General features: G+C 59.7%; 15 protein-coding genes and 1 tRNA gene. 5 read left to right on the top strand and 11 right to left on the bottom strand.

Features of this window, described 5'->3' with window-relative positions; all coding sequences use genetic code 11:
- The first annotated feature begins 17 nt into the window (after positions 1-17).
- Positions 18-94 (top strand) — tRNA-Arg (locus ASD44_RS15805).
- 61 nt (positions 95-155) lie between these two features.
- Here ASD44_RS15805 and ASD44_RS15800 read toward each other — a convergent pair.
- Positions 156-1055 carry an MBL fold metallo-hydrolase gene (locus tag ASD44_RS15800; protein ID WP_056114036.1) on the bottom strand — a complete coding sequence of 300 codons (900 nt, stop codon included), beginning with the start codon at positions 1053-1055 and terminating at the stop codon, positions 156-158.
- A gap of 231 nt (positions 1056-1286) precedes the next feature.
- On the opposite strand from ASD44_RS15800, the gene ASD44_RS15795 reads away from it, so the two are divergent.
- Entirely contained in the window at positions 1287-1526 is a 240-nt protein-coding gene (locus ASD44_RS15795) for an acyl carrier protein (RefSeq protein WP_056114032.1), read from the top strand.
- An 8-nt stretch (positions 1527-1534) separates the two neighbouring features.
- Here the strand turns inward: ASD44_RS15795 and ASD44_RS15790 are convergent, their stop codons facing one another.
- From ASD44_RS15790 to ASD44_RS15755, 8 genes are all read right to left on the bottom strand, one after another.
- Complete coding sequence (locus ASD44_RS15790) at positions 1535-2683, bottom strand: aminotransferase class V-fold PLP-dependent enzyme (RefSeq protein ID WP_082542500.1); 1149 nt, start codon at positions 2681-2683, stop codon at positions 1535-1537.
- Between the two features lie 118 nt (positions 2684-2801).
- Positions 2802-4106, bottom strand: coding sequence for an NADH:flavin oxidoreductase/NADH oxidase family protein (locus tag ASD44_RS15785; protein WP_056114026.1), 1305 nt, complete (start codon positions 4104-4106; stop codon positions 2802-2804).
- A 196-nt stretch (positions 4107-4302) separates the two neighbouring features.
- Positions 4303-4941, bottom strand: coding sequence for a methyltransferase domain-containing protein (locus tag ASD44_RS15780; RefSeq protein ID WP_056114022.1), 639 nt, complete (start codon positions 4939-4941; stop codon positions 4303-4305).
- Positions 4942-5089: 148 nt separating this feature from the next.
- Positions 5090-6046, bottom strand: a complete 957-nt coding sequence (locus tag ASD44_RS15775; protein WP_156459864.1) for a hypothetical protein — start codon at positions 6044-6046, stop codon at positions 5090-5092.
- 80 nt (positions 6047-6126) lie between these two features.
- Positions 6127-7227: a DUF2332 domain-containing protein gene (locus tag ASD44_RS15770; protein ID WP_056114017.1), complete on the bottom strand. Its 1101-nt coding sequence runs from the start codon at positions 7225-7227 to the stop codon at positions 6127-6129.
- Positions 7228-7338: 111 nt separating this feature from the next.
- Positions 7339-8553, bottom strand: coding sequence for a cytochrome P450 (locus tag ASD44_RS15765; RefSeq protein ID WP_056114014.1), 1215 nt, complete (start codon positions 8551-8553; stop codon positions 7339-7341).
- A 253-nt stretch (positions 8554-8806) separates the two neighbouring features.
- A complete protein-coding gene (locus ASD44_RS15760) occupies positions 8807-10393 on the bottom strand; it encodes an amino acid adenylation domain-containing protein (RefSeq protein ID WP_056114011.1) in 1587 nt (528 codons plus the stop codon).
- A gap of 38 nt (positions 10394-10431) precedes the next feature.
- Complete coding sequence (locus ASD44_RS15755) at positions 10432-11271, bottom strand: gamma-glutamyl-gamma-aminobutyrate hydrolase family protein (RefSeq protein WP_056114009.1); 840 nt, start codon at positions 11269-11271, stop codon at positions 10432-10434.
- A gap of 193 nt (positions 11272-11464) precedes the next feature.
- On the opposite strand from ASD44_RS15755, the gene ASD44_RS15750 reads away from it, so the two are divergent.
- The 3 genes from ASD44_RS15750 (at position 11465) to ASD44_RS15740 (ending at position 14757) form a co-directional block, all read left to right on the top strand.
- Positions 11465-12514, top strand: coding sequence for a hypothetical protein (locus ASD44_RS15750; protein WP_056114005.1), 1050 nt, complete (start codon positions 11465-11467; stop codon positions 12512-12514).
- A gap of 100 nt (positions 12515-12614) precedes the next feature.
- Complete coding sequence (locus ASD44_RS15745) at positions 12615-13997, top strand: condensation domain-containing protein (protein ID WP_056114002.1); 1383 nt, start codon at positions 12615-12617, stop codon at positions 13995-13997.
- Between the two features lie 109 nt (positions 13998-14106).
- Positions 14107-14757 (top strand): dTMP kinase, encoded by a 651-nt coding sequence (locus tag ASD44_RS15740; protein ID WP_056114000.1) that lies wholly within the window; start codon positions 14107-14109, stop codon positions 14755-14757.
- Positions 14758-14814: 57 nt separating this feature from the next.
- On the opposite strand, the gene ASD44_RS15735 is transcribed toward ASD44_RS15740, so the two are convergent.
- Positions 14815-17508, bottom strand: a complete 2694-nt coding sequence (locus ASD44_RS15735) for a nitrate reductase (protein WP_056113997.1) — start codon at positions 17506-17508, stop codon at positions 14815-14817.
- Positions 17509-17514: 6 nt separating this feature from the next.
- Complete coding sequence (nirD, locus tag ASD44_RS15730) at positions 17515-17844, bottom strand: nitrite reductase small subunit NirD (RefSeq protein WP_056113994.1); 330 nt, start codon at positions 17842-17844, stop codon at positions 17515-17517.
- Between the last annotated feature and the right edge of the window lie 4 nt (positions 17845-17848).

The raw sequence follows: 17848 nt of genomic DNA, 5'->3' as shown, positions 1-17848 counted from the left end.
GGATCGCCGTTCCGGAAGCACCCGTAGCTCAGCTGGATAGAGCGCTGCCCTCCGAAGGCAGAGGTCACAGGTTCGAATCCTGTCGGGTGCGCCAATTACCGCCATCGAAAGTCTGAACGCGGCTTCGGCTTGTCGAGTGGTGTCGGAACGCCGCCTCAGGCGGCCAGACGATACAGCCTGGCCATTGTCGACGGGCCTTCGGCGATGACGTTCTGGCGCGCCATCAGATCTTCCACATGCGCAAGCAGCGACAGGCACAGGGCGCCAGCGAGTTTGGCGTCGATGTCGCCGTAGATCGCGCGGACCAAGGCCGGGATCGTCATCGGCCCGTCCGAAAGCCGCTTGCAGATCGATGCGTCGATCCCCTGCCGGTGGCGGATATAGGTGCGCAGCGCAAGAGGGACGTTGCGGACCGGATTGCCGTGACCGGGAAAATAAACGGTCTCGTCGCGCTCTTGCAGTTTCCATAGCGAAGCCATGTAGTCGCTCAACAGGCCATCCGGCGGCGCCACGATGGACGTCGACCACGCCATCACATGATCGCCGGAAAACAGTGCAGAAGCTTCCCTGAGCGCATAGGCCATGTGGTTTGGCGTATGACCCGGCGTGGCGACGGCTTCGATCGTCCATCCGGGGCCGGTCACCGTATCCTTGTCCCGCAACACGAAATCGGGACGGAAGTCGAAATCGGCATTGGCATCGAGGGGATTCGAATCGTCCTCCTCCAGTGGCCACGCCAGACGATGGGGGCCTTCCGCCAAAACCATCGCGCCGGTCCTGGCCTTGATCGCCCCGCTCGCGCAGGAATGATCGCGATGGGTGTGCGTGACGAAGACATGCGTAACGGTCTCGTTGCGCAGCGCTTCCAGGACTGCATCGATGTGCGCGGGTTCATCCGGGCCCGGATCGATGATGGCGACCTGACCTTGGCCGACGATGTATGTCACCGTGCCTTTGAATGTAAACGGCCCCTCGTTGCCGGCGACGACGGCCCTCACCCCGGGAGCAATTTCCTTCACCTCGCCCGCGACCAGATCGAAGCTGAGATCCTTCATTGCCTATCCGGACCTGAGGTAAGGCTGCCGTCACGGCAGCCCGCAGGCACACCTGCTATGATGGCGGTGACGCGTCCTGTCATCCATCCGTGTTATACTTTCAACGCCCACCCAACAAGGCTATGCGTATCAAATTAGAAACGCGGCCAAATTTTTGACACACGGCATGATCACGGCTAGTAGCTATTGGTGTACAATGTCGCGTGAGACTGAGGGCGCGGATCAAAGTAGATGTTAGAAAACAACGACCAGACGGCCTCTGTCGAAGTCTACCTCAGAGAGCTGTGGACCAAGTTGCTTGGCCTCGACACCGTTGGCCCCGACGATGATTTCTTTGCACTGGGCGGCAGTTCGATGCAAGTCGTCGAGATGCTGGTCGCCGTATCCGAACACTATAATGAACAAATCGAATTCGTTGAATTTTTCAAGAATCCGACGGTTTCCAACCTCAGCCAGCTCCTGAAAAGCTAGACCTTCCTTCAGGCAGGCAGGAGCTCGCGGAAAGCTTCGAGCAACCGGTCGATGTCGTCTTCATCGTTGTAGACGAATGGGCTGACGCGCAGGCGTCCAAGGCGTCGCGCCACAAAAATGTTCTCGGCAGCAAGCCCCTTGAGGAGTCCGGCTGGGATGCCGCCGCTAAATTCAAGGCTCAGTATGTGAGGCGCTCTGACGCCTATATCAGGAATGCCGACGCCGGAGCCGCTCAACCCATCGGCGAGACGTCCGGTCAGCATTGCAAGACGCTCGCGGATGGCCTGTGTTCCCCAGTTCGAGACCATCTCCATACCAAGCGACGCTATTTCGAGTGAAACGAGATCGCGTTGCCCCATATCGAAACGCTGCGCGTTGCCGACATAGTTCAAGTCCGCAAAATACACATCCTGATCGGCCCGCACCGCCCGCCGGCCATAGCTGGTCTGCTCGAGCGGCACACCCTCCTGGTGGCGCCTGGCAACGTAGAGAAAGGCGCGGCCGTAAGGTCCAAGCAGCCACTTGTAGGCGGAGAACACGACGAAATCCGGATCCAGCGTCCGGACGTCGAGGTCGATGACGCCGGCACTCTGCGTGGCGTCTATCAGCAATGCTCCGCCCTGTGCGCGTATGGCGGCGGCCACGGGCGCAAGATCGACGAGTCCACCGTCCGACCAATGCACCGATGATATGGACGCGATTGCGATCGGTTCGGCATTCGCTCGCCCTATCGCGTCGAGAAGGGCGTCGGTCCAGTCACCGTTGCCGGGCTTGCGTACGGCCTCGACAGTGAACTCCCCGGACTGCGCCCGCGTCATCCATTCGAGAACCGGCGACGAATGATCGTCCTGCAAAACCAGGACGCGCGAGCCGGACGGAACAGGCAACATTTTCGCTGCCGCGGCAACGCCGTATCCAACCGACGATATCAGGGCCATGTCTTGCGGATCGGCATTGATCAGGCTGGCCGCCGTCTGCCGTGCACGGTGGTACTGCTCGGACGGAAATGTCGGCGCGATCTCCCAGGGACGGCTCTTGCGTGCAACGGCCTCCCGGCCGAGATCACGGCAAGCCAATGGCTGGGGGCTGAATGTGGCGGCGTCGAGGAAGCAGATACTGGCGGGAATGTCGAATGACGCGCGCTGTGAAGGTAACATTGATCCGCTCTATTTCAGCCGCCGGTAGAATGTGACCCCAACCGCAGAAGTCAATGTGAAGCGATCCGTATTTTCGGCCTGAGCTGCTCCTGACGGAATATTCGGGCAGACGGTGGTTTTATCCACCTTGCGTATCAGTCGGGTCGGCAACGGCCGGCGGTGTATTTACAGCGACCCGCGCGCGGAATTTCTTGGTGCGCCGCTTGATCATGAGACGCTGGGCGATCAGCGTAAGCAGAACATTGGCGCGAGGCTTGAGCGATTGTCCGTTGCCGATCCGGCGCAGTTGCAGCATGGCCAGCGCCATCTTGCCAACGCTGGCGGCCGGTCTGTTGCGCCAGGTGACCTGCGGAATATCGACCTCGAGCGCTTCGCCGGCCTGCCATTTCCGTGGCAACGCCGGCTCGTAGATCATGGCCGTGCCGATGCCGACGACAGCGACGCCCGGCATTCCATTACGTGGCTCCAGCGCCTCCTGGGCGACCGAACGGCGCCGGACGCCACCCGTGACCATGATCGGCATGCGGGCGATAGCGCTCACCCTGCGGGCAAAATCGATGAAATAGGTCTCCCGTTCGATTGTGCTGCCTGCCTTCGGCAAACCCTGCATGGCGGGGCTTTCATAGGTGCCGCCCGAGAGCTCCAGCAGATCGATCGGCAGATCATTCAGCCAATGCACCACCTGCGTCGCATCCGCCTCCTCAAAACCACCCTTCTGGAAATCAGCCGAATTCAACTTCACCGAAACGCAAAATCCGGGCGAGACCGCTCTGCGGACCGCCTTGACCACATCGAGCAGCAGCCGGGCGCGATTTTCCAGCGAACCACCCCATGCATCGGTCCGTCTGTTGCTCAGTGGCGATAGAAACTGGCTAATCAGGTAGCCATGAGCGCCATGGATCTGCACGCCGGTGAACCCAGCGGCTTCCGTCAGCTTCGCGGTCATGACAAAGCGGCCGATAATGGCGTCAATTTCGTCAGGCTCCAAGGCGCGGGGTACGGGGAAAGCGTGTGAATTCCCCTCAATCTCGATGCGAATTGCCGACGGGGCGACGGCCTGTTGCCCCATCGTGACAAACACCTGTCGGCCCGGATGATTGATCTGCAGCCACATGTGGCCGCCACCGCCGGTCGATCTGCGCGCCCACTCCCTGAACGGCTCGAGCGGTTGATGCTCGTCAAGCACCACGCCGCAGGGACCGATCAATGCATTCCGGTCGACAATGACATTCCCGGATATGTTGACGCCGGCGCCGCCCATGGCCCACGTCTCATAAAGGCGGCACATGGCCTTGCTCGGCAGTTGCTGCTCGTCGCCGAGATTTTCCTCCATCGCCGCCTTGGCGATGCGATTCTTGAGGACAGCGCCATTCGGCAGGATCAGGGGATCGAACAAGGATACCGGCGGAGCGGCCACGTCCATGGGTCATGCCTTGCAACCGAAATCGATTGCGGAGAGTAGACCCTCAATCCCTTGAGGGTCAAGGGATTGAGATTCGTCTCAGCAAATGTGCGAACATGTTGGAACCTGCCCATCGGCTGCGCGTGGCGTCGCGAAAATCCCCTGGCTGGGAAGCCGAGGTCGTCAGCTAAAGCCGGCCCGGTGAAGCTTGAATATCCTAGAGCGGACGTCGAGCGACAAGCCGATCCAGAGCCAGCGATCGCAGCTCGTTGCCGACATCCTGGCCTTCCTTGACGATGCTCTCGTTTTCGATGAACTGCCATCCCTGATAGAGAGAGGCGAGCTCGCCTCGGTGAAACAAGCCACGACAGAACGGAGCGAGATCCGACGGCGGAGGAGCGGCATCGGTTAGAACAACCACGATGTTGTGCCCCCCTGGCGAGGTGCGACGCTGCATCTCCGCGATCAGTTTCTGCCACGCGGGACGCTCCATCAGCTGCAGCGTTCCATGCGCAACGATCACGTCAAAATCGCGCTCAAAAACAAAATCCTCCATCTGCTGCACGCGTGCTGTCACATCCAGCCCACGGTTCTCCGCAAGATGATTCAGCTTGTGGATGGCTCTTGGCGAGATATCGATACCCAACACGTCATAGCCATGCTCTGCAAAGAACAGGCTGATGCGCCCGTCACCACATCCCAGGTCCAAAACGTTCCCGCGCTGTGGCAAGCCCGGCATGATGTTTTTGATGTACTTGCTGACCGGGCCAAACGTGCTGGTGGTCATGTCGAGGAAGTCCTCCTCCCACCAGGGTGCCCGCTCTTCGACGCCGGTATGCGAATCCTCCAGCATCATAGGGACAAAGCTTTAGTGCTGCTGCATGGCAGCAGCGTGTCGACCTGCGACGAAGGGTAATTATTCAAGCGAACCTCCCTGCTCGTATCCAGATTGGAATGTCGTGATCCCCGGGGCTTTATGCGCGAGCCGACGATGAAAATTGTACCTAGACCGGATATATCTGCGGACATACCGCAAAGGCGATCTTGAACCGAAGGTCCTTTTCGATCGTCTCCCGGCCTGACCGCTGGAAGCCAACGATCGTCTCGAAATGCTGCTCCAGCGCCGCCACGTCCATTTGATACTGCGGAAACACCAAAGGGATTTTGCCGGTGAAGAGCTGTTTCGCGTTGTCGTCGCCATTAAAATCGAAAACCGTGACAAACTTGAGCCATTTGGTGCCGAGAGCGCAGAAGCCGCGGCTGGCGAAATACGACCAGTACACGCATTCCGCGCTGATCCGGGCAAGGTAGAGCGCAACCGGAAAATCCCGCATCGAGGCCGCCTTGCGGGCTTTTTCAAGCATCTTCAGCGACATCCAGTAAAATCGCGTGGCACAAAGCACCTCGAAGGCATAATCGGATAGAAAATCGTCCCAATGATCCAGGAAGCCGTCGCTCTTGCTGATCAGCCACGCCTTTTTCAGACGGCCGATCGTCAAGACCTCTCCATCGCTGAGTTCCGGGCCGGGAAGTTTGAGCCTTTGGGTAATTGCCTCGATCTTCGATGCCAGCACGATATTGATATCGACCTCAATACCGTTGATCAGATGGATGAAGTGTCCAATCGACAGCGGATCACCGTCATTGGAAAATGTCAGGGCGCTGTCGCTGTTCTTCTTTGAAGTTGCACCCGGCAGAAGCGCGTCCTGGGAATCCACAAATACGATGAAGTCGATATCCGAGATGCTCGTTGCCATTCCCATCGATATCGAGCCGGCAACGAAAATTGCGCGCGGCTGATCCGGCCGCAGGATATTGTCGACAAGGTTGCTTGGATGGCACTTCGTTTCCATCTCGAAACGGGCACAGAATTGCTCGACGTTCTTGCTGGTGTGAATGTCGTGTGACGCCTTTTCGGTGAAGGTATACTGGACCTCCTCGGCGGTGGATTGGGCGCTCATCGTCATCTCTCTTTCGCTATCATCCTACCAGATCGCGTTCCGCCGCTTCAAATACTCAAGCAGGACCAGATCCGTGTGGATCATGAATACCAGTCTATCCAACTGCCAAGACCATCGACCTCCGCGATGATCCTTTCGGTCCTCGAAGAATTTTCATAGACCGTGTGAACCACCGGGCATGGAAGGCTTCTCCGGGTCAGGGGAATTCCCGCGCCTGCTATTTTTATCAATCTCTCCCGAATCCGCTGCGGAGGCTGATCGCCATATGCCTCGACGCCGATGCGATGGAGGGTTCGCGTTCGACTTTGTTCGCAAAGCAATCGGTCAAGTCCAAGGCGGGATGCTTCGCTCCACTGACCGAGACTATGGGAATGCAGCACACAGATCGGACCAGGCATATCCGCGATAAGCGCGGGCAGGACATCGAGGGCGTTACCGATGACGATCTCCAGCGGCGTGCTGGCTCTGAAAGCGAGTGCCGAGCGCAAGCGGCGCCGCTCCTCGATCCACTCCGGGAACAACATCGCCTCCATCCATAGCCGTTCATCGGCGCTGGAACAGTCCACCTCGACCAGGTCGACACCGACACGTTGGGCGATGGCCGGCATGGGATTGTCGAGGTGCGGCTTCCCGTCGAGGATTCTGCAACGGATCGTTGTTTCCGAACTTGCCTCTCCAACGATGACGCCCAAGCCGTAATCGTACCGGTAGTGGTCGAACAGAAGATTCAACCCTGCGCTGCAACCAATCTCGATCAGGGAAAGCGGTTCCCCGCTTTCTCGAGCAACGTGGTGGAGGATCGGCAAGATGTAGCTCGCCCGGTCGACCAGCGTCGTGTTGACGGTGCGTTCCGACAGGAGAGCGGTCAGATCCTGGCAACGATCAAGACAGAATTCGCGAAATACCGGAAAGGCCTCGTCAACCGGCCGTGGTTTCTCAAGCATGGACGGAAAGTAGCCAGCGCATTCCGACTGCGGACGCTGAAAGACCAGAAACTGAGCGGCCAGCAGAATGAACTGCGCCGGCGGCTGTCCAGGTCGCACAGCCTCGCCCAAGGCCAGCATGTCCTGGTCGTCCGCGCATGATTGCGACAGCGCGGCGAAGAAGGGTGACGAAAACCGCAGAGCGACGCTCTCGGACACAAACGAACGCCGGGTACTTTCAAGAACCGACTCAGTCATGCCCAAATCTCGGCCCGGCTTCCGCCTTGTGCTTTGTTTGGCCTACGCAATCTCTTCCCTTCTCGCGTGCAACACGACTGTCGTCAGACGCCGCGGAGAAGTGACCTACCCTCATTCAGACTGCCTCGGCTCGGCATCGAGCAACACCGGCACAGTTCGCGGACCCCGCATCGGTCCTGCGGCCCAGGTGACAGGCATGCTTTTGTCGAGATGAAATTCAGGAAACCGCTTGAACCATTCTTCCAGAGCGACCCGCAATTCCATTCTGGCCAGGTTAGCCCCAATGCAATGGTGAATGCCGGCGCCAAAGGCCATATGGCGATTTTCCTTTCTATCGAGGATCACACGGTCCGGATCAGGAAAGGCCTCCGGATCGCGGTTCGCCGACGGGAATGACAGGATCAGCATTTCTCCCGACTTCATCGGGCACTCGCCCATTTTCGTATCCGCGATGATTTCGCGCGATATCGTCTGAGGCGAGTATGCCCGAAGAAATTCCTCGATCGCGGTCGGCAGCAATTCCGGATCGGCCACCAAACGTCGGCGATCCTCCGGGTTGGTTGCAAGGTGCAGGAATATCGAACACAAGGCGCTGCCGGAGGTTTCGACGCCGGCTATCATCAACAAGGCAAGTCCGCCGAGGATTTGTTCGAATTCAAGCGGCTTGCCCTCGAACGTCGTGGTGTTGAGATAACTGACGAGATCGTCGCCTGGATTTCGCTGACGCTCCCGCACCAATTTGAACAGCGCACGCCGCATTTCCGCAACCGCGCGCAAATAGATCGCGTGATCTGTGATGCCGTTCTCGAGGATATCGAGAATCCACTTCCGGTATTGCGCGCTGAACGTGTAGGGCAATCCGAACATGTACAACATGACGCGCATGGGAATATGGAGGGCATATTCCGTCGCCACGTCACACTGGCTTGTGTCGTTTCTTTTTAGAAGATCGTCGATGAGGCCGGCGCAAATCTCCCGCGTCGGCGCCTCCAGTTCCTGAACTGCCGCCGGCGAAAACCTGGGCATCAGCGGCAGACGGGTCGGGCGGTGATGGGGAGGATCGGACGTAATCGGCGGCGTCTTCGGGTCCAGCGACGCATGCTCGCGAATAAAGATGCGGCGGGACGAGAAATGCTCCGTGTCATAGGCCGCCGCACGGACATCCTCGTAACGGCTTAGAAAATAGATGCCGTTGTAGCGATCCGTGTGCGCGATCGGACAGGACTTGCGCATATCGTCCCAAATGGAGAATGGCTCAGCGACCCATTCGGGATCCAGCAGGTCGAAATCTGAAAACCAATCATGAACAGGCGGCCGCGTCATCATACCAGATACCAGTCGCACGCACTGGAGCATGCCGATTTTCGCGTTTCGGTAATCCTTATCTCAGCATCATGGAGCGCAAGCGCTCCACAAAAACCGCTTGGATCCGCGCCCATCCGAACGGCGTTTTTGCCTGAAGCATCACCATCTCAATTTTTAGTCTTGTCTAAAAAATCGATCCTGTCAAATGACCCGGCAGACGGTGGCTGCAGCCTCTTAGGGTGCCTTACGGGGGGCTCTATCGGGGCTTGGGCAACTACAGATCGGCGACCCGGCTGGACAGTTCCTTGTAGTCCAGCTTGCCGTTGCTGTTGTAAGGAAACCGGTCGATCTCGATGAACTTTTCGGGAACCATATAGGGGGGTAATTCCCTGGCGCAGGCCTTCTTGGCAGCACCCTCCCCCCCATCCACCTTGTCGCAAAATGCAACGAGGTGCGTGCAGATCTGGTCCTTGGAAAAAACCGGAACGACGGCGACGGTCGCGCAGCCAACCGTCCGTCGAACAGCCCCTTCGATTTCCTGCAATTCCACCCGATTGCCGCGCATCTTGACCTGCCGATCGACGCGGCCGTGAAACATCAAGCCGAAGCGGTCGTCGACACTCGCAAGATCACCGGTCCGGTACCAGATGCGCTCACTGCCCGTCCGTCTGACGAATGAAGCCGCTGTCGCGTCCGGTTTGTTCCAATAACCCGGCACGACCTGATCGCCCGCCAGCCACAATTCTCCAGCCTCGCTTGTCGGCTTCCCGTCGCCATCGATGACGAGAAAGTCCAGGCCGGGCAGCATGTCGCCGATCGGCGCGACCCCGGTGGCCGGGCTTTTGCCGGGCTCATATCGGTATTGGGTGACAAAGATCGTCGTCTCCGTCGGGCCATAGAGGTTGTAGACCCTGGATGACGGCGCGGCCTCGGACCACGCTTGCGCCAATTCCGCCGGGAAGGCCTCGCCGCAAAACCAGCTGACACGAAGGGAGGGAAACGTGCCTTCCTTCAGAACATTCAGCTTCCGCATATTGCTTGCGAGCGACGGGACGGAACCCCAGACGGTGATTTCATTGCGACGGACGAAATCGAGTGGGAACAGCCGATCCTGAGGCAGCGGAACGCACAGACAGCCGCCACTGAGCCAACACAGGAAGATGTCACAAATCGAAAGATCGAACGACAGTTCGAATATCTGGCTGAAACGATCCGTATGGTCCGTCTTGAAGAGACGAAGCGCCCTGTCGATGCAGGCACAAGCGTTGTCGTGGGTGACGGCGACACCCTTCGGGCCACCGGTGCTTCCTGATGTGTACATCATATAGGCAAAGCGAGGAGGATGGGACGCCGGCCCCAAGGAAGCGGCGTCCTGCAAATCAGCTACAGGCCCGCTCCGGCAGATAAAGGTCGGGGCGCCATCGAAATCGGGGAACGGGTTCTCTTCACTGTCCGGCAGGATAACATTCCGGAACCGGGCATCCCGCAGGAGAGGCATGGCAGCGCGCGCGGATTCCGCATCGATAATTACGGTTTCGATGCCGGCGTCCTCGATGACTTTCAGCAGGCGCTCGACCGGAAACTTCGGGTTGAGCGGCACATACACATTGTTGCTTTCCATCGTGGCGATGATGGAAGCATAGGACGCCAGGCTTTTCGCCGACAGCACGCCGATGTTGGCCTGCGCTCCTCCAAGCCCGACGGCTTCCAGGCTTCGCCTGATCGCATTGCATTCACGTCGCAAGGCCTCGTAAGTCCACTGCCGATCGCCGATGCTAAGCGCCGGCCGGTCCGGATAAAGTCGTGCGCTGTCCGCAAAAAACCGGTCCAGGCTCCGGCGCATGTTGGAGGGGTCGCTCATCGTGTCTCTTCAGCTTGATGCGTTGGGCGCAGTCTCGCCTACATAGCCGCCGACGCCGCTCTCGATCCATTGCGCTCTTGTTGCGGATTGACGAAGAATTGCGCCAAACGGGCTTCTTGCCGGCTGGCGCAGGCCGTCGCGAAAGCTTCGAACAGCAGCTTGTTGATCGGCACTTCCTCGGTGTGCCATTCCGGATGCCACTGCACGGCAAAAGTCCATGCCGGGGCGTCAGGCACGGAAATGGCTTCAATGACGCCGTCGGGTGCGCGCGCCTCGACCGCGATGCCGACGCCCGGCTCTGCAATCGCTTGACCATGAAGGCTGTTTATTTTCAGGTCATCAAGGTCGAAACCCCGCTGCCTGAGCGTTGTTTCCAGCCAGCCTCCCGGAGCAGGCTCGATGTCATGGGCGGGAAAATATTTCAGATGCTGGGGAAGGTCTTGCACCGCACGGTGGTCCAGATTGCCAGGCAGTTCGTGCACGAGCTGATGAAGGGTGCCGCCGAACGCGCAGTTCAGCTCCTGTGCGCCACGGCAAATGCCGAAGATCGGAACCCCGGCCTCTATCGCCGCATGAATGAGCGGAAGGGTCGTTGCATCCCTCGCTTCATCGAACAGAGTGACTTTGGGATCCACCGCGGCGCCATAGCGGCTTGGATGAACATTGGAACGGCTGCCCGTCAGCAGCAACCCGTCGAGCTGTGCGACAATGGCTGCCGCTGAAAACCCGTCGCCGCTGGCCATCGTCGCGAGGCACGGGATGATCATGGGGATCGCGTGGGAATGGGTAACCAGGGTCTCAAGGTAGCGGTTCGAGATCCCATGCGAATGAATGTCCGAAAAGAAGTTTGCCGGCACCCCAACGACGATCGGTTGCATCTCTCAATTCCTTCGATTCACTGCCCGGATTTCACTGCCAGCCCGAAGCCGGCATTCGTGAGTATCCCATTTATTCACCTGTCGTCAGGGCCGATCAATCAACCGGCCGGGTCTTGTCAAATTTGGATACAACGTACCATGATAGATCATTATTGTGACGAAAGCGCAGAATTCGGGGGGAGTCTAGATAGCAATGTTGGCTGCTGGTCAGACAATTAAGCTTCTAAAGGGTACGATCGCGGTCGACGTCGATTTCATCACCAGCCAATGCTACCTGCGGCCGAATGATGTTGTGATCCTCGCAGGCTCTCTGGTGGAAGACATGGGCAACCTGTATTCCGATCTGGATGTCTACGTCATCACCGATGAGCTGCGGTCCAGCGACATGATCGACATCGGGCGGCATCATCGCGTCCTCACGGTAGAACGGGATATCGCGCGCAAAGGCTGTACGCCCAAGCAGGTACTGCTGATCCACACCGTTCTGCCGCAAAGCAAAATCAAGGTCGATGTCGAATTCAAGACCCGCAAGGAATTCAGCTCGCTGTTCGATGAGGTCAGGTCGATGCACGCCTATGCGTGCGACAACCTGGCGATGATGTCCAAACGGCTCAAGCCCCGCGATGAGTTCATCATTCACCGCCTGTTCAACTGTAGCGCCATCATCAATGAATCAGCGCTGCAGGATCTGAAGTCACAGCTCTCCCTCCCGCAATATGCCTATCTAAGCTACAGGTGGTTTGCTTCCGACTTTTCCGTCCTGCTGGACCTCCTCGGGGCATGGCATCAGGGTCGGATCGACCTGGCGGCGGACCTTGCCCGCGAGTTGGTCGTCCTGGAGATGACCGGCTTTCTGTGCCTGCTCGGCGTAACCAACATCAGGCGCAAATGGTTGCTGGTCTATGTCGAACAAACCGAGATGGACGCGACGATCAAGCAGCGCTTCCTCGAAAGCTTCTTTTTCCAAGGAGCTGATAGCCCACAGCAGAAAGTGGCCCATGTCGAAAAGTCTCTCGACCTCATTGACGACATCTACGATGCCTCGCGGCCGCTCCTGGAACGCCTTCCCAATCCTTCGGGAGCACAGGCGCTCGCCAAGCTGCGCCAGGAGGTACATCTGGATCCGGCCGGCGGCGAGGAATACGTTGAAATGGAGTATAATTTCCGCGCCAAGCCTTACGGCCAGAAAGGCACTCCTACCCGTCTGCTGCTTCCGCCTCTGGGAGCGGGAACACTGACGTGACGACCGTGCGGTGAGTTCGCCGCGCGCAAGCGCCCGCAGGTCTGCTTTTGATCGTCGGCGTCTCGGTACTATTCCACAACAACGATGATGGTGCGGAGCCATGCAGACCGATTCCGAAAAATCACTGGACACCCTCCAATCGCTGACCGCAATCGAGCAGTATTTCGTTCAGATCGGCAAGAATGACAGCAAGGGCCTAATGCATCTGAAGTCCGTGCTACGGTTTCACGGAAAGCTGGACGTTCGCGCACTGGAAAACGCCATCAACATCCTGGTTGAGCAGAACCAGGCGCTGCGAACGAGTTTTTCCGAGGTTCCGGGAGTCCGCGCAAACCGTCCACGCCTTGTCCGGGTCATCAATCCTGCCTCGATCGTCAAGCTCGAAGTCAGGGATTTTAGCGACCAGTCGACCGAGCAGAAGCTGGACTCGATCCAGAAGGTCAAAACCCAGGAGCACAAGCGGCAGTTTGATCTCGAACGCGGTCCGCTGTGTCACTTCACGCTTGTGAAAAGCACGGAGCGTGAGTTCTATCTTTTCATCACTCTGCATCATGCGATCTCGGACGTCTGGTCGCTCAACGTCCTGATCAAGGAAATCGCCCAACACTACAATGCTACTCATGCCGATCCGGCTTATCTCGCTGACGAAAAAAGCGCAGACCTCGTCGATTACCTTGAATGGTACAACAGGCAGGCCTCACCCGAGGCGCAGCAGAAAGCGACGAGTTTCTGGGCGAAATATCTCAGCGGATTTACCGGAAACGACCTGGGGCAGGATCTTTCCGTCGATGTCGAGGCGATAGACTTTCAGGCGGAATGGGCCGAAATCAAATTTGCCCTGCCTGAGAAACTCTCCGACTTCAGCAAAAGAAACGCACTTCTGTCCTTTGCGGCGCCATTGCTGGCATACGGCATGATGCTCTCGACCTACGCGAGGTCCGACAACCTCTACATCCTGCACACGATTTCTGGCCGCTTCTCGCCCGCATTCAATAACGTTGTCGGCCTTCTCGTTCGCATGCTGCTCCAAAAGATCGCCATTTCGCCTGGCAAGACGGCCAAAGAGGCGATGAAGGAGCTGCAGATCGATTTCCTGTCAGCGTTGCCCCACGGCGCGATCCCCATCCTGGCGCTGCTGCCTGGACTGACGCGCGTCGATCGAATGCATCATCGGTTCTGGACAGACCTCAGCCAACCGAAAATCCTGTTCAATTTTCTCCATATCGATAATGAGCCTGTTTTCGAATCGCTGTTTGATGATCTTCAATGCGAACACATTCTTCCCCATGACAGCGACAACGCCCTGAACGACATCAATCTGTTCATGCGCTGCGAAGGCACCCAGGTGCATGGCTGGCTGGGCTGCTGGAAATCCCGCTATACGAAGGCGGTCGTGCAGGAGATGGCCAGGGCCTACCAACGGCTCCTCGTCCAAATCGTCAGCAATCCCGACCGCCCGACAAGCGAGTTCTTGACCTTGTAGACAGCTTAACGACGAGTACCCAAAAAGAACTTGTCCAACATCGGGCGCTGCTGCATGCTTCAAAAATGAGAATTTGGCTGATTATTTAGACGGTACTGGCGGACAGAGAATGACGAACCGCACTCCAGGCAAGCTTATCGCGTTCTGCGGGTTGGACGGCGCCGGCAAAACGACGCAACTGGATCGGCTAGCCCGGCATCTCGAACGGTACGGCACAGTGTTCCGGACGACGCTGCCGACAGACTGGTTCAGGCAGGACCCGGCCGTCCGCGCCTATTTGAACCAGGAAATCGAGAACACCGACATATTTCTATCCGAGCTTGCCCTGTTCTCCAGCGCGGACCGGCTGCGCTATCTCAGGAGCGAGTTGCAGCCGCGGCTGGCAGCGGGCGAGATCATCCTGTCCGACCGGCACATTCTGTCGGCCTACACATCGCTTCTTGCCGCAGGGTTCAAGGACCTGCCGTGGCTCATGTCGCTGAACAGGCTGATGCCGGTTCCAGACCTGACGATCTATCTCGATGTCGATCCGGCGATATCCAGCCAGCGTGTGCTTGCGCGTGATGGCGCTGCGCACAAGCGTCAGGAAGTGGATCTGGAATTTCTGGCGCGCACCCGCGCCGCGTTCATCGACCAGCCATGGGGCCCCGATTATCTTCCCAGCTATGCCATCATCGACGGCTCCGGTCCCGCCGATGAAGTCGAGGCGAAGATCCGCGAAGCCGCCGACGCGCTCTTCGACGGCGTCGGAGCCGGCTGACACGTCCCCGCCATAGAGCCGTCGCGCATCCGGCTTCATCTGATCGCCAGGGGCTGTCTACTCGGCCGCGTGGACACCTCCGACGTCGATAATGCGCCGTATCTCGGAGCGGCATGAGCCGCAGTTCGTGCCGGCGTTCAGCTCCTTGCCGATGGCATCGAGGCTGTCGCAGCCCGCGGCGACAGCGGATGCCAGTTGATTGATCCCGACATTGAAACAGGAGCAGACGATACGGCCGGCCGAGGGCAGCGGCGATGGCGAGCGGCCTGAAAGCAACGCATGGCGGTCGGCCGCGGCAAGTGGCTGGCGGGAACCGAGCAGGGACACCAGCCATTCCCGCGCCGGGAGCTGATCCGGTGCTGCGACCAAAAGCGCCTCCGCCATGGCGCCGGTCTCGTCCGCTGCAGCCGCCCGGTACGCCAGACCGCGCCGGTCGGTGTATTCGAGCAGGTGATCGCGGTGGAAAACGTCGAGAAATTTGCGGGTCAAAAGGATGCCCTGATCCGGCTTTTCGGTGCCGCAGAATTCGTAGACCCAGCCGCCCTGCACCCGGGTGCGGCTCCAGTGGACGAAGCCGGTCGGCCGCAGGTCGCGGCGGCTGATCAGCACGCCAGCCCACGCCGTATCCTCGCGCACGATGCCTATCGGAACATGCTTCAATTCGGGCTGGCCGGAATACGGATCGGTGAGCGGCGTCGATAACGTTCCGGCGGCGGCATTCGCCGCGAAACGGCCGCTCCAATGCATTGGCAGGAAGGCGTGTCCCAGGCGCTGCGCATCGGTCACCCGCACCTTCGCGCGGACAAAGCCATAGCGCGAGGAAATCCGTGCCAGATCACCGTCCCGCAGTCGGTGGGCCTCCGCATCGGCCGGGTGCAGGTCGATCACCGGCTCCGGCGCATTCGCCATCAGGCGCGGCACGCTGCCGGTGCGCGTCATGGTATGCCACTGGTCGCGCAGCCGCCCCGTATTGAGGGCCAGCGGATAGGTGGAATCCACGGGGAGCGACACGCCCTCGTGCCGAACCGGAATGAAACGGGCACGCCGGTCGGGGGTAGGGAATCGCCCGTCCGAGAGCAGACGTGTATGGCCCGATGGGAAGGGAGAACCTGCGCCCGCCTGCCGGGCCGGCCAATGGCGCGGCGCGAAATCCTCATAAGACTCGGTCGAGATCGATGCGAGCGCGCCGATGTCGAACAGCCGCTCGCCATTGTTTTCGAATGCGGAAAGCGCCGCGTGTTCGCGGAAGATCGAGGCCGGAGATTCGAAGCCGAACGCCCCGGCGAATCCCATGCGACGCGCCACCTCGACGATGATGCGCCAGTCCGCCCGCGCTTCACCCGGCGTCGGCATGAAGGGCCTTTGCCGTGACAATCGACGCTCGGAATTCGTCACCGTCCCGTCTTTCTCGCCCCAGCTGGCCGCGGGAAGGAAGACATCGGCGAAACGTGTCGTGTCGGTTCGGGTGACATCGGAGACGGCAACGAAATCGCAAGCCTTCAACGCGGCGCGCACACGTCCGGCATCCGGCATCGAGACAGCTGGATTGGTGCCCATGATCCACAGCGCCTTGACGCGGCCGTCGCCCGCCGCCTCGAACATGTCGACCGCTTTCAGCCCAGCCCTGGTTGCGATCTCCGGTGCATTCCAGAACCGCGAAACGCGTTCGATGTCGGCCTTGCTGTCGAAGCCCATATGGGCGGCAAGCTGGTTGGCCAGCCCGCCAACCTCGCGGCCACCCATCGCATTGGGCTGGCCGGTCACCGAGAACGGACCCATGCCTGGCCTGCCGATGCGCCCGGTGGCCAGATGACAATTGATGATGGCATTGACCTTGTCAGTGCCATGCGCCGACTGGTTGACACCCTGGCTGTAGACGGTGACCGTGCGCTCCGTCGCCGAAAAAAGCTCATAGAAGAACCGCACGTCGGCCGGCGTCAGGCCACAGCCCCTGGCGACGTGTTCGATGCTGGGCGCATCGGCGGCAGCCAGCGCCGCCGCCTGCTCGAAACCACTGGTGAACCGGGCGACGAAGTCCTCGTCCGCAACACCGGTACGGCAGAGATGCGCCAGCAGGCCGTTGAAGAGAAGCACGTCGGTGCCGGGATCGAGCGCCAGGTGCAGGTCGCATTCATCCGCAGTCGCCGTGCGGCGCGGATCGATGACGACGATGCGTGCGCCGCGTTTCTTCCTTGCCGCCAGCATGCGTTGGTAGAGGATCGGATGGCACCAGGCGGTGTTCGATCCCGTCAGCACGACGAGGTCGGCTTCCTCGAAATCCTCGTAGACGCCAGGCACGATGTCCTCGCCGAAGGCGCGGCGGTGGCCAGCTACGGAAGACGCCATGCAAAGACGCGAATTGGTGTCGATATTGGCCGAGCCGATGAAGCCTTTCATCAGCTTGTTGGCGACGTAATAGTCCTCGGTCAGCAACTGGCCGGAGACGTAGAAAGCGACCGAGTCCGGGCCATGCTTCTCGACTGTCTGTCCGAATGTCTCCGCGACGAGATCGAGCGCGGCATCCCAGCCGGCCTGCCTGCCGGCGATCTCGGGGTGCAGCACGCGGCCTTCGAGGCCCATGGTCTCGCCGAGCGCCGAGCCCTTGGAGCAGAGTTTTCCGAAATTGGCGGGATGATCGGGATCGCCGCGAACGGCGACAGCGCCGTCCGTGGCGATCCTGGCCAGCACGCCGCAACCTACCCCGCAATAGGGGCAGGTCGTCCTCACTTCGGCTGCCAGTTCGGTTGACATCGGCTTCTATTCAGCCGCCTGCAGCATTTCGCCGAGCGCCAGCGCAATGCGGCCGTCCTCGATCCGCAGGGGGATCGTTCGGACGGCGCCCTCGTCGGCGCCGAGCGCCTTGCCGGTTTCCAGCGAGATCACCCAATTGTGCAGCGGGCAGGTCACTGCCGCGCCATGAACGATGCCCTGGCTGAGCGGACCTCCCTTGTGCGGGCAATGATCCTCGATGGCGAAGATGCGGTCATCCGCGGTCCGGAAGACGCCGATCTTGCCCCGCGGCGTCGTCACACAACGCGCACCGCGCTGCGGGATGTCGCCGATGCTGCCGATGTCGAACCAGGTCATGATG

The sequence above is a fragment of the Mesorhizobium sp. Root554 genome (genome assembly GCF_001427025.1).
Taxonomy (GTDB): domain Bacteria; phylum Pseudomonadota; class Alphaproteobacteria; order Rhizobiales; family Rhizobiaceae; genus Mesorhizobium.
This window is presented reverse-complemented; position numbering and strand designations above follow the sequence as displayed.

Coding starts and splice junctions, on each gene's coding strand:
- ASD44_RS15800 (WP_056114036.1), bottom strand. CDS start 1,055: ATGAAGGATCTCAGCTTCGATCTGGTCGCGGGCGAGGTGAAGGAAATT.
- ASD44_RS15795 (WP_056114032.1), top strand. CDS start 1,287: ATGTTAGAAAACAACGACCAGACGGCCTCTGTCGAAGTCTACCTCAGA.
- ASD44_RS15790 (WP_082542500.1), bottom strand. CDS start 2,683: ATGTTACCTTCACAGCGCGCGTCATTCGACATTCCCGCCAGTATCTGC.
- ASD44_RS15785 (WP_056114026.1), bottom strand. CDS start 4,106: ATGGACGTGGCCGCTCCGCCGGTATCCTTGTTCGATCCCCTGATCCTG.
- ASD44_RS15780 (WP_056114022.1), bottom strand. CDS start 4,941: ATGATGCTGGAGGATTCGCATACCGGCGTCGAAGAGCGGGCACCCTGG.
- ASD44_RS15775 (WP_156459864.1), bottom strand. CDS start 6,046: ATGAGCGCCCAATCCACCGCCGAGGAGGTCCAGTATACCTTCACCGAA.
- ASD44_RS15770 (WP_056114017.1), bottom strand. CDS start 7,227: ATGACTGAGTCGGTTCTTGAAAGTACCCGGCGTTCGTTTGTGTCCGAG.
- ASD44_RS15765 (WP_056114014.1), bottom strand. CDS start 8,553: ATGATGACGCGGCCGCCTGTTCATGATTGGTTTTCAGATTTCGACCTG.
- ASD44_RS15760 (WP_056114011.1), bottom strand. CDS start 10,393: ATGAGCGACCCCTCCAACATGCGCCGGAGCCTGGACCGGTTTTTTGCG.
- ASD44_RS15755 (WP_056114009.1), bottom strand. CDS start 11,271: ATGCAACCGATCGTCGTTGGGGTGCCGGCAAACTTCTTTTCGGACATT.
- ASD44_RS15750 (WP_056114005.1), top strand. CDS start 11,465: ATGTTGGCTGCTGGTCAGACAATTAAGCTTCTAAAGGGTACGATCGCG.
- ASD44_RS15745 (WP_056114002.1), top strand. CDS start 12,615: ATGCAGACCGATTCCGAAAAATCACTGGACACCCTCCAATCGCTGACC.
- ASD44_RS15740 (WP_056114000.1), top strand. CDS start 14,107: ATGACGAACCGCACTCCAGGCAAGCTTATCGCGTTCTGCGGGTTGGAC.
- ASD44_RS15735 (WP_056113997.1), bottom strand. CDS start 17,508: ATGTCAACCGAACTGGCAGCCGAAGTGAGGACGACCTGCCCCTATTGC.
- nirD (WP_056113994.1), bottom strand. CDS start 17,844: ATGACCTGGTTCGACATCGGCAGCATCGGCGACATCCCGCAGCGCGGT.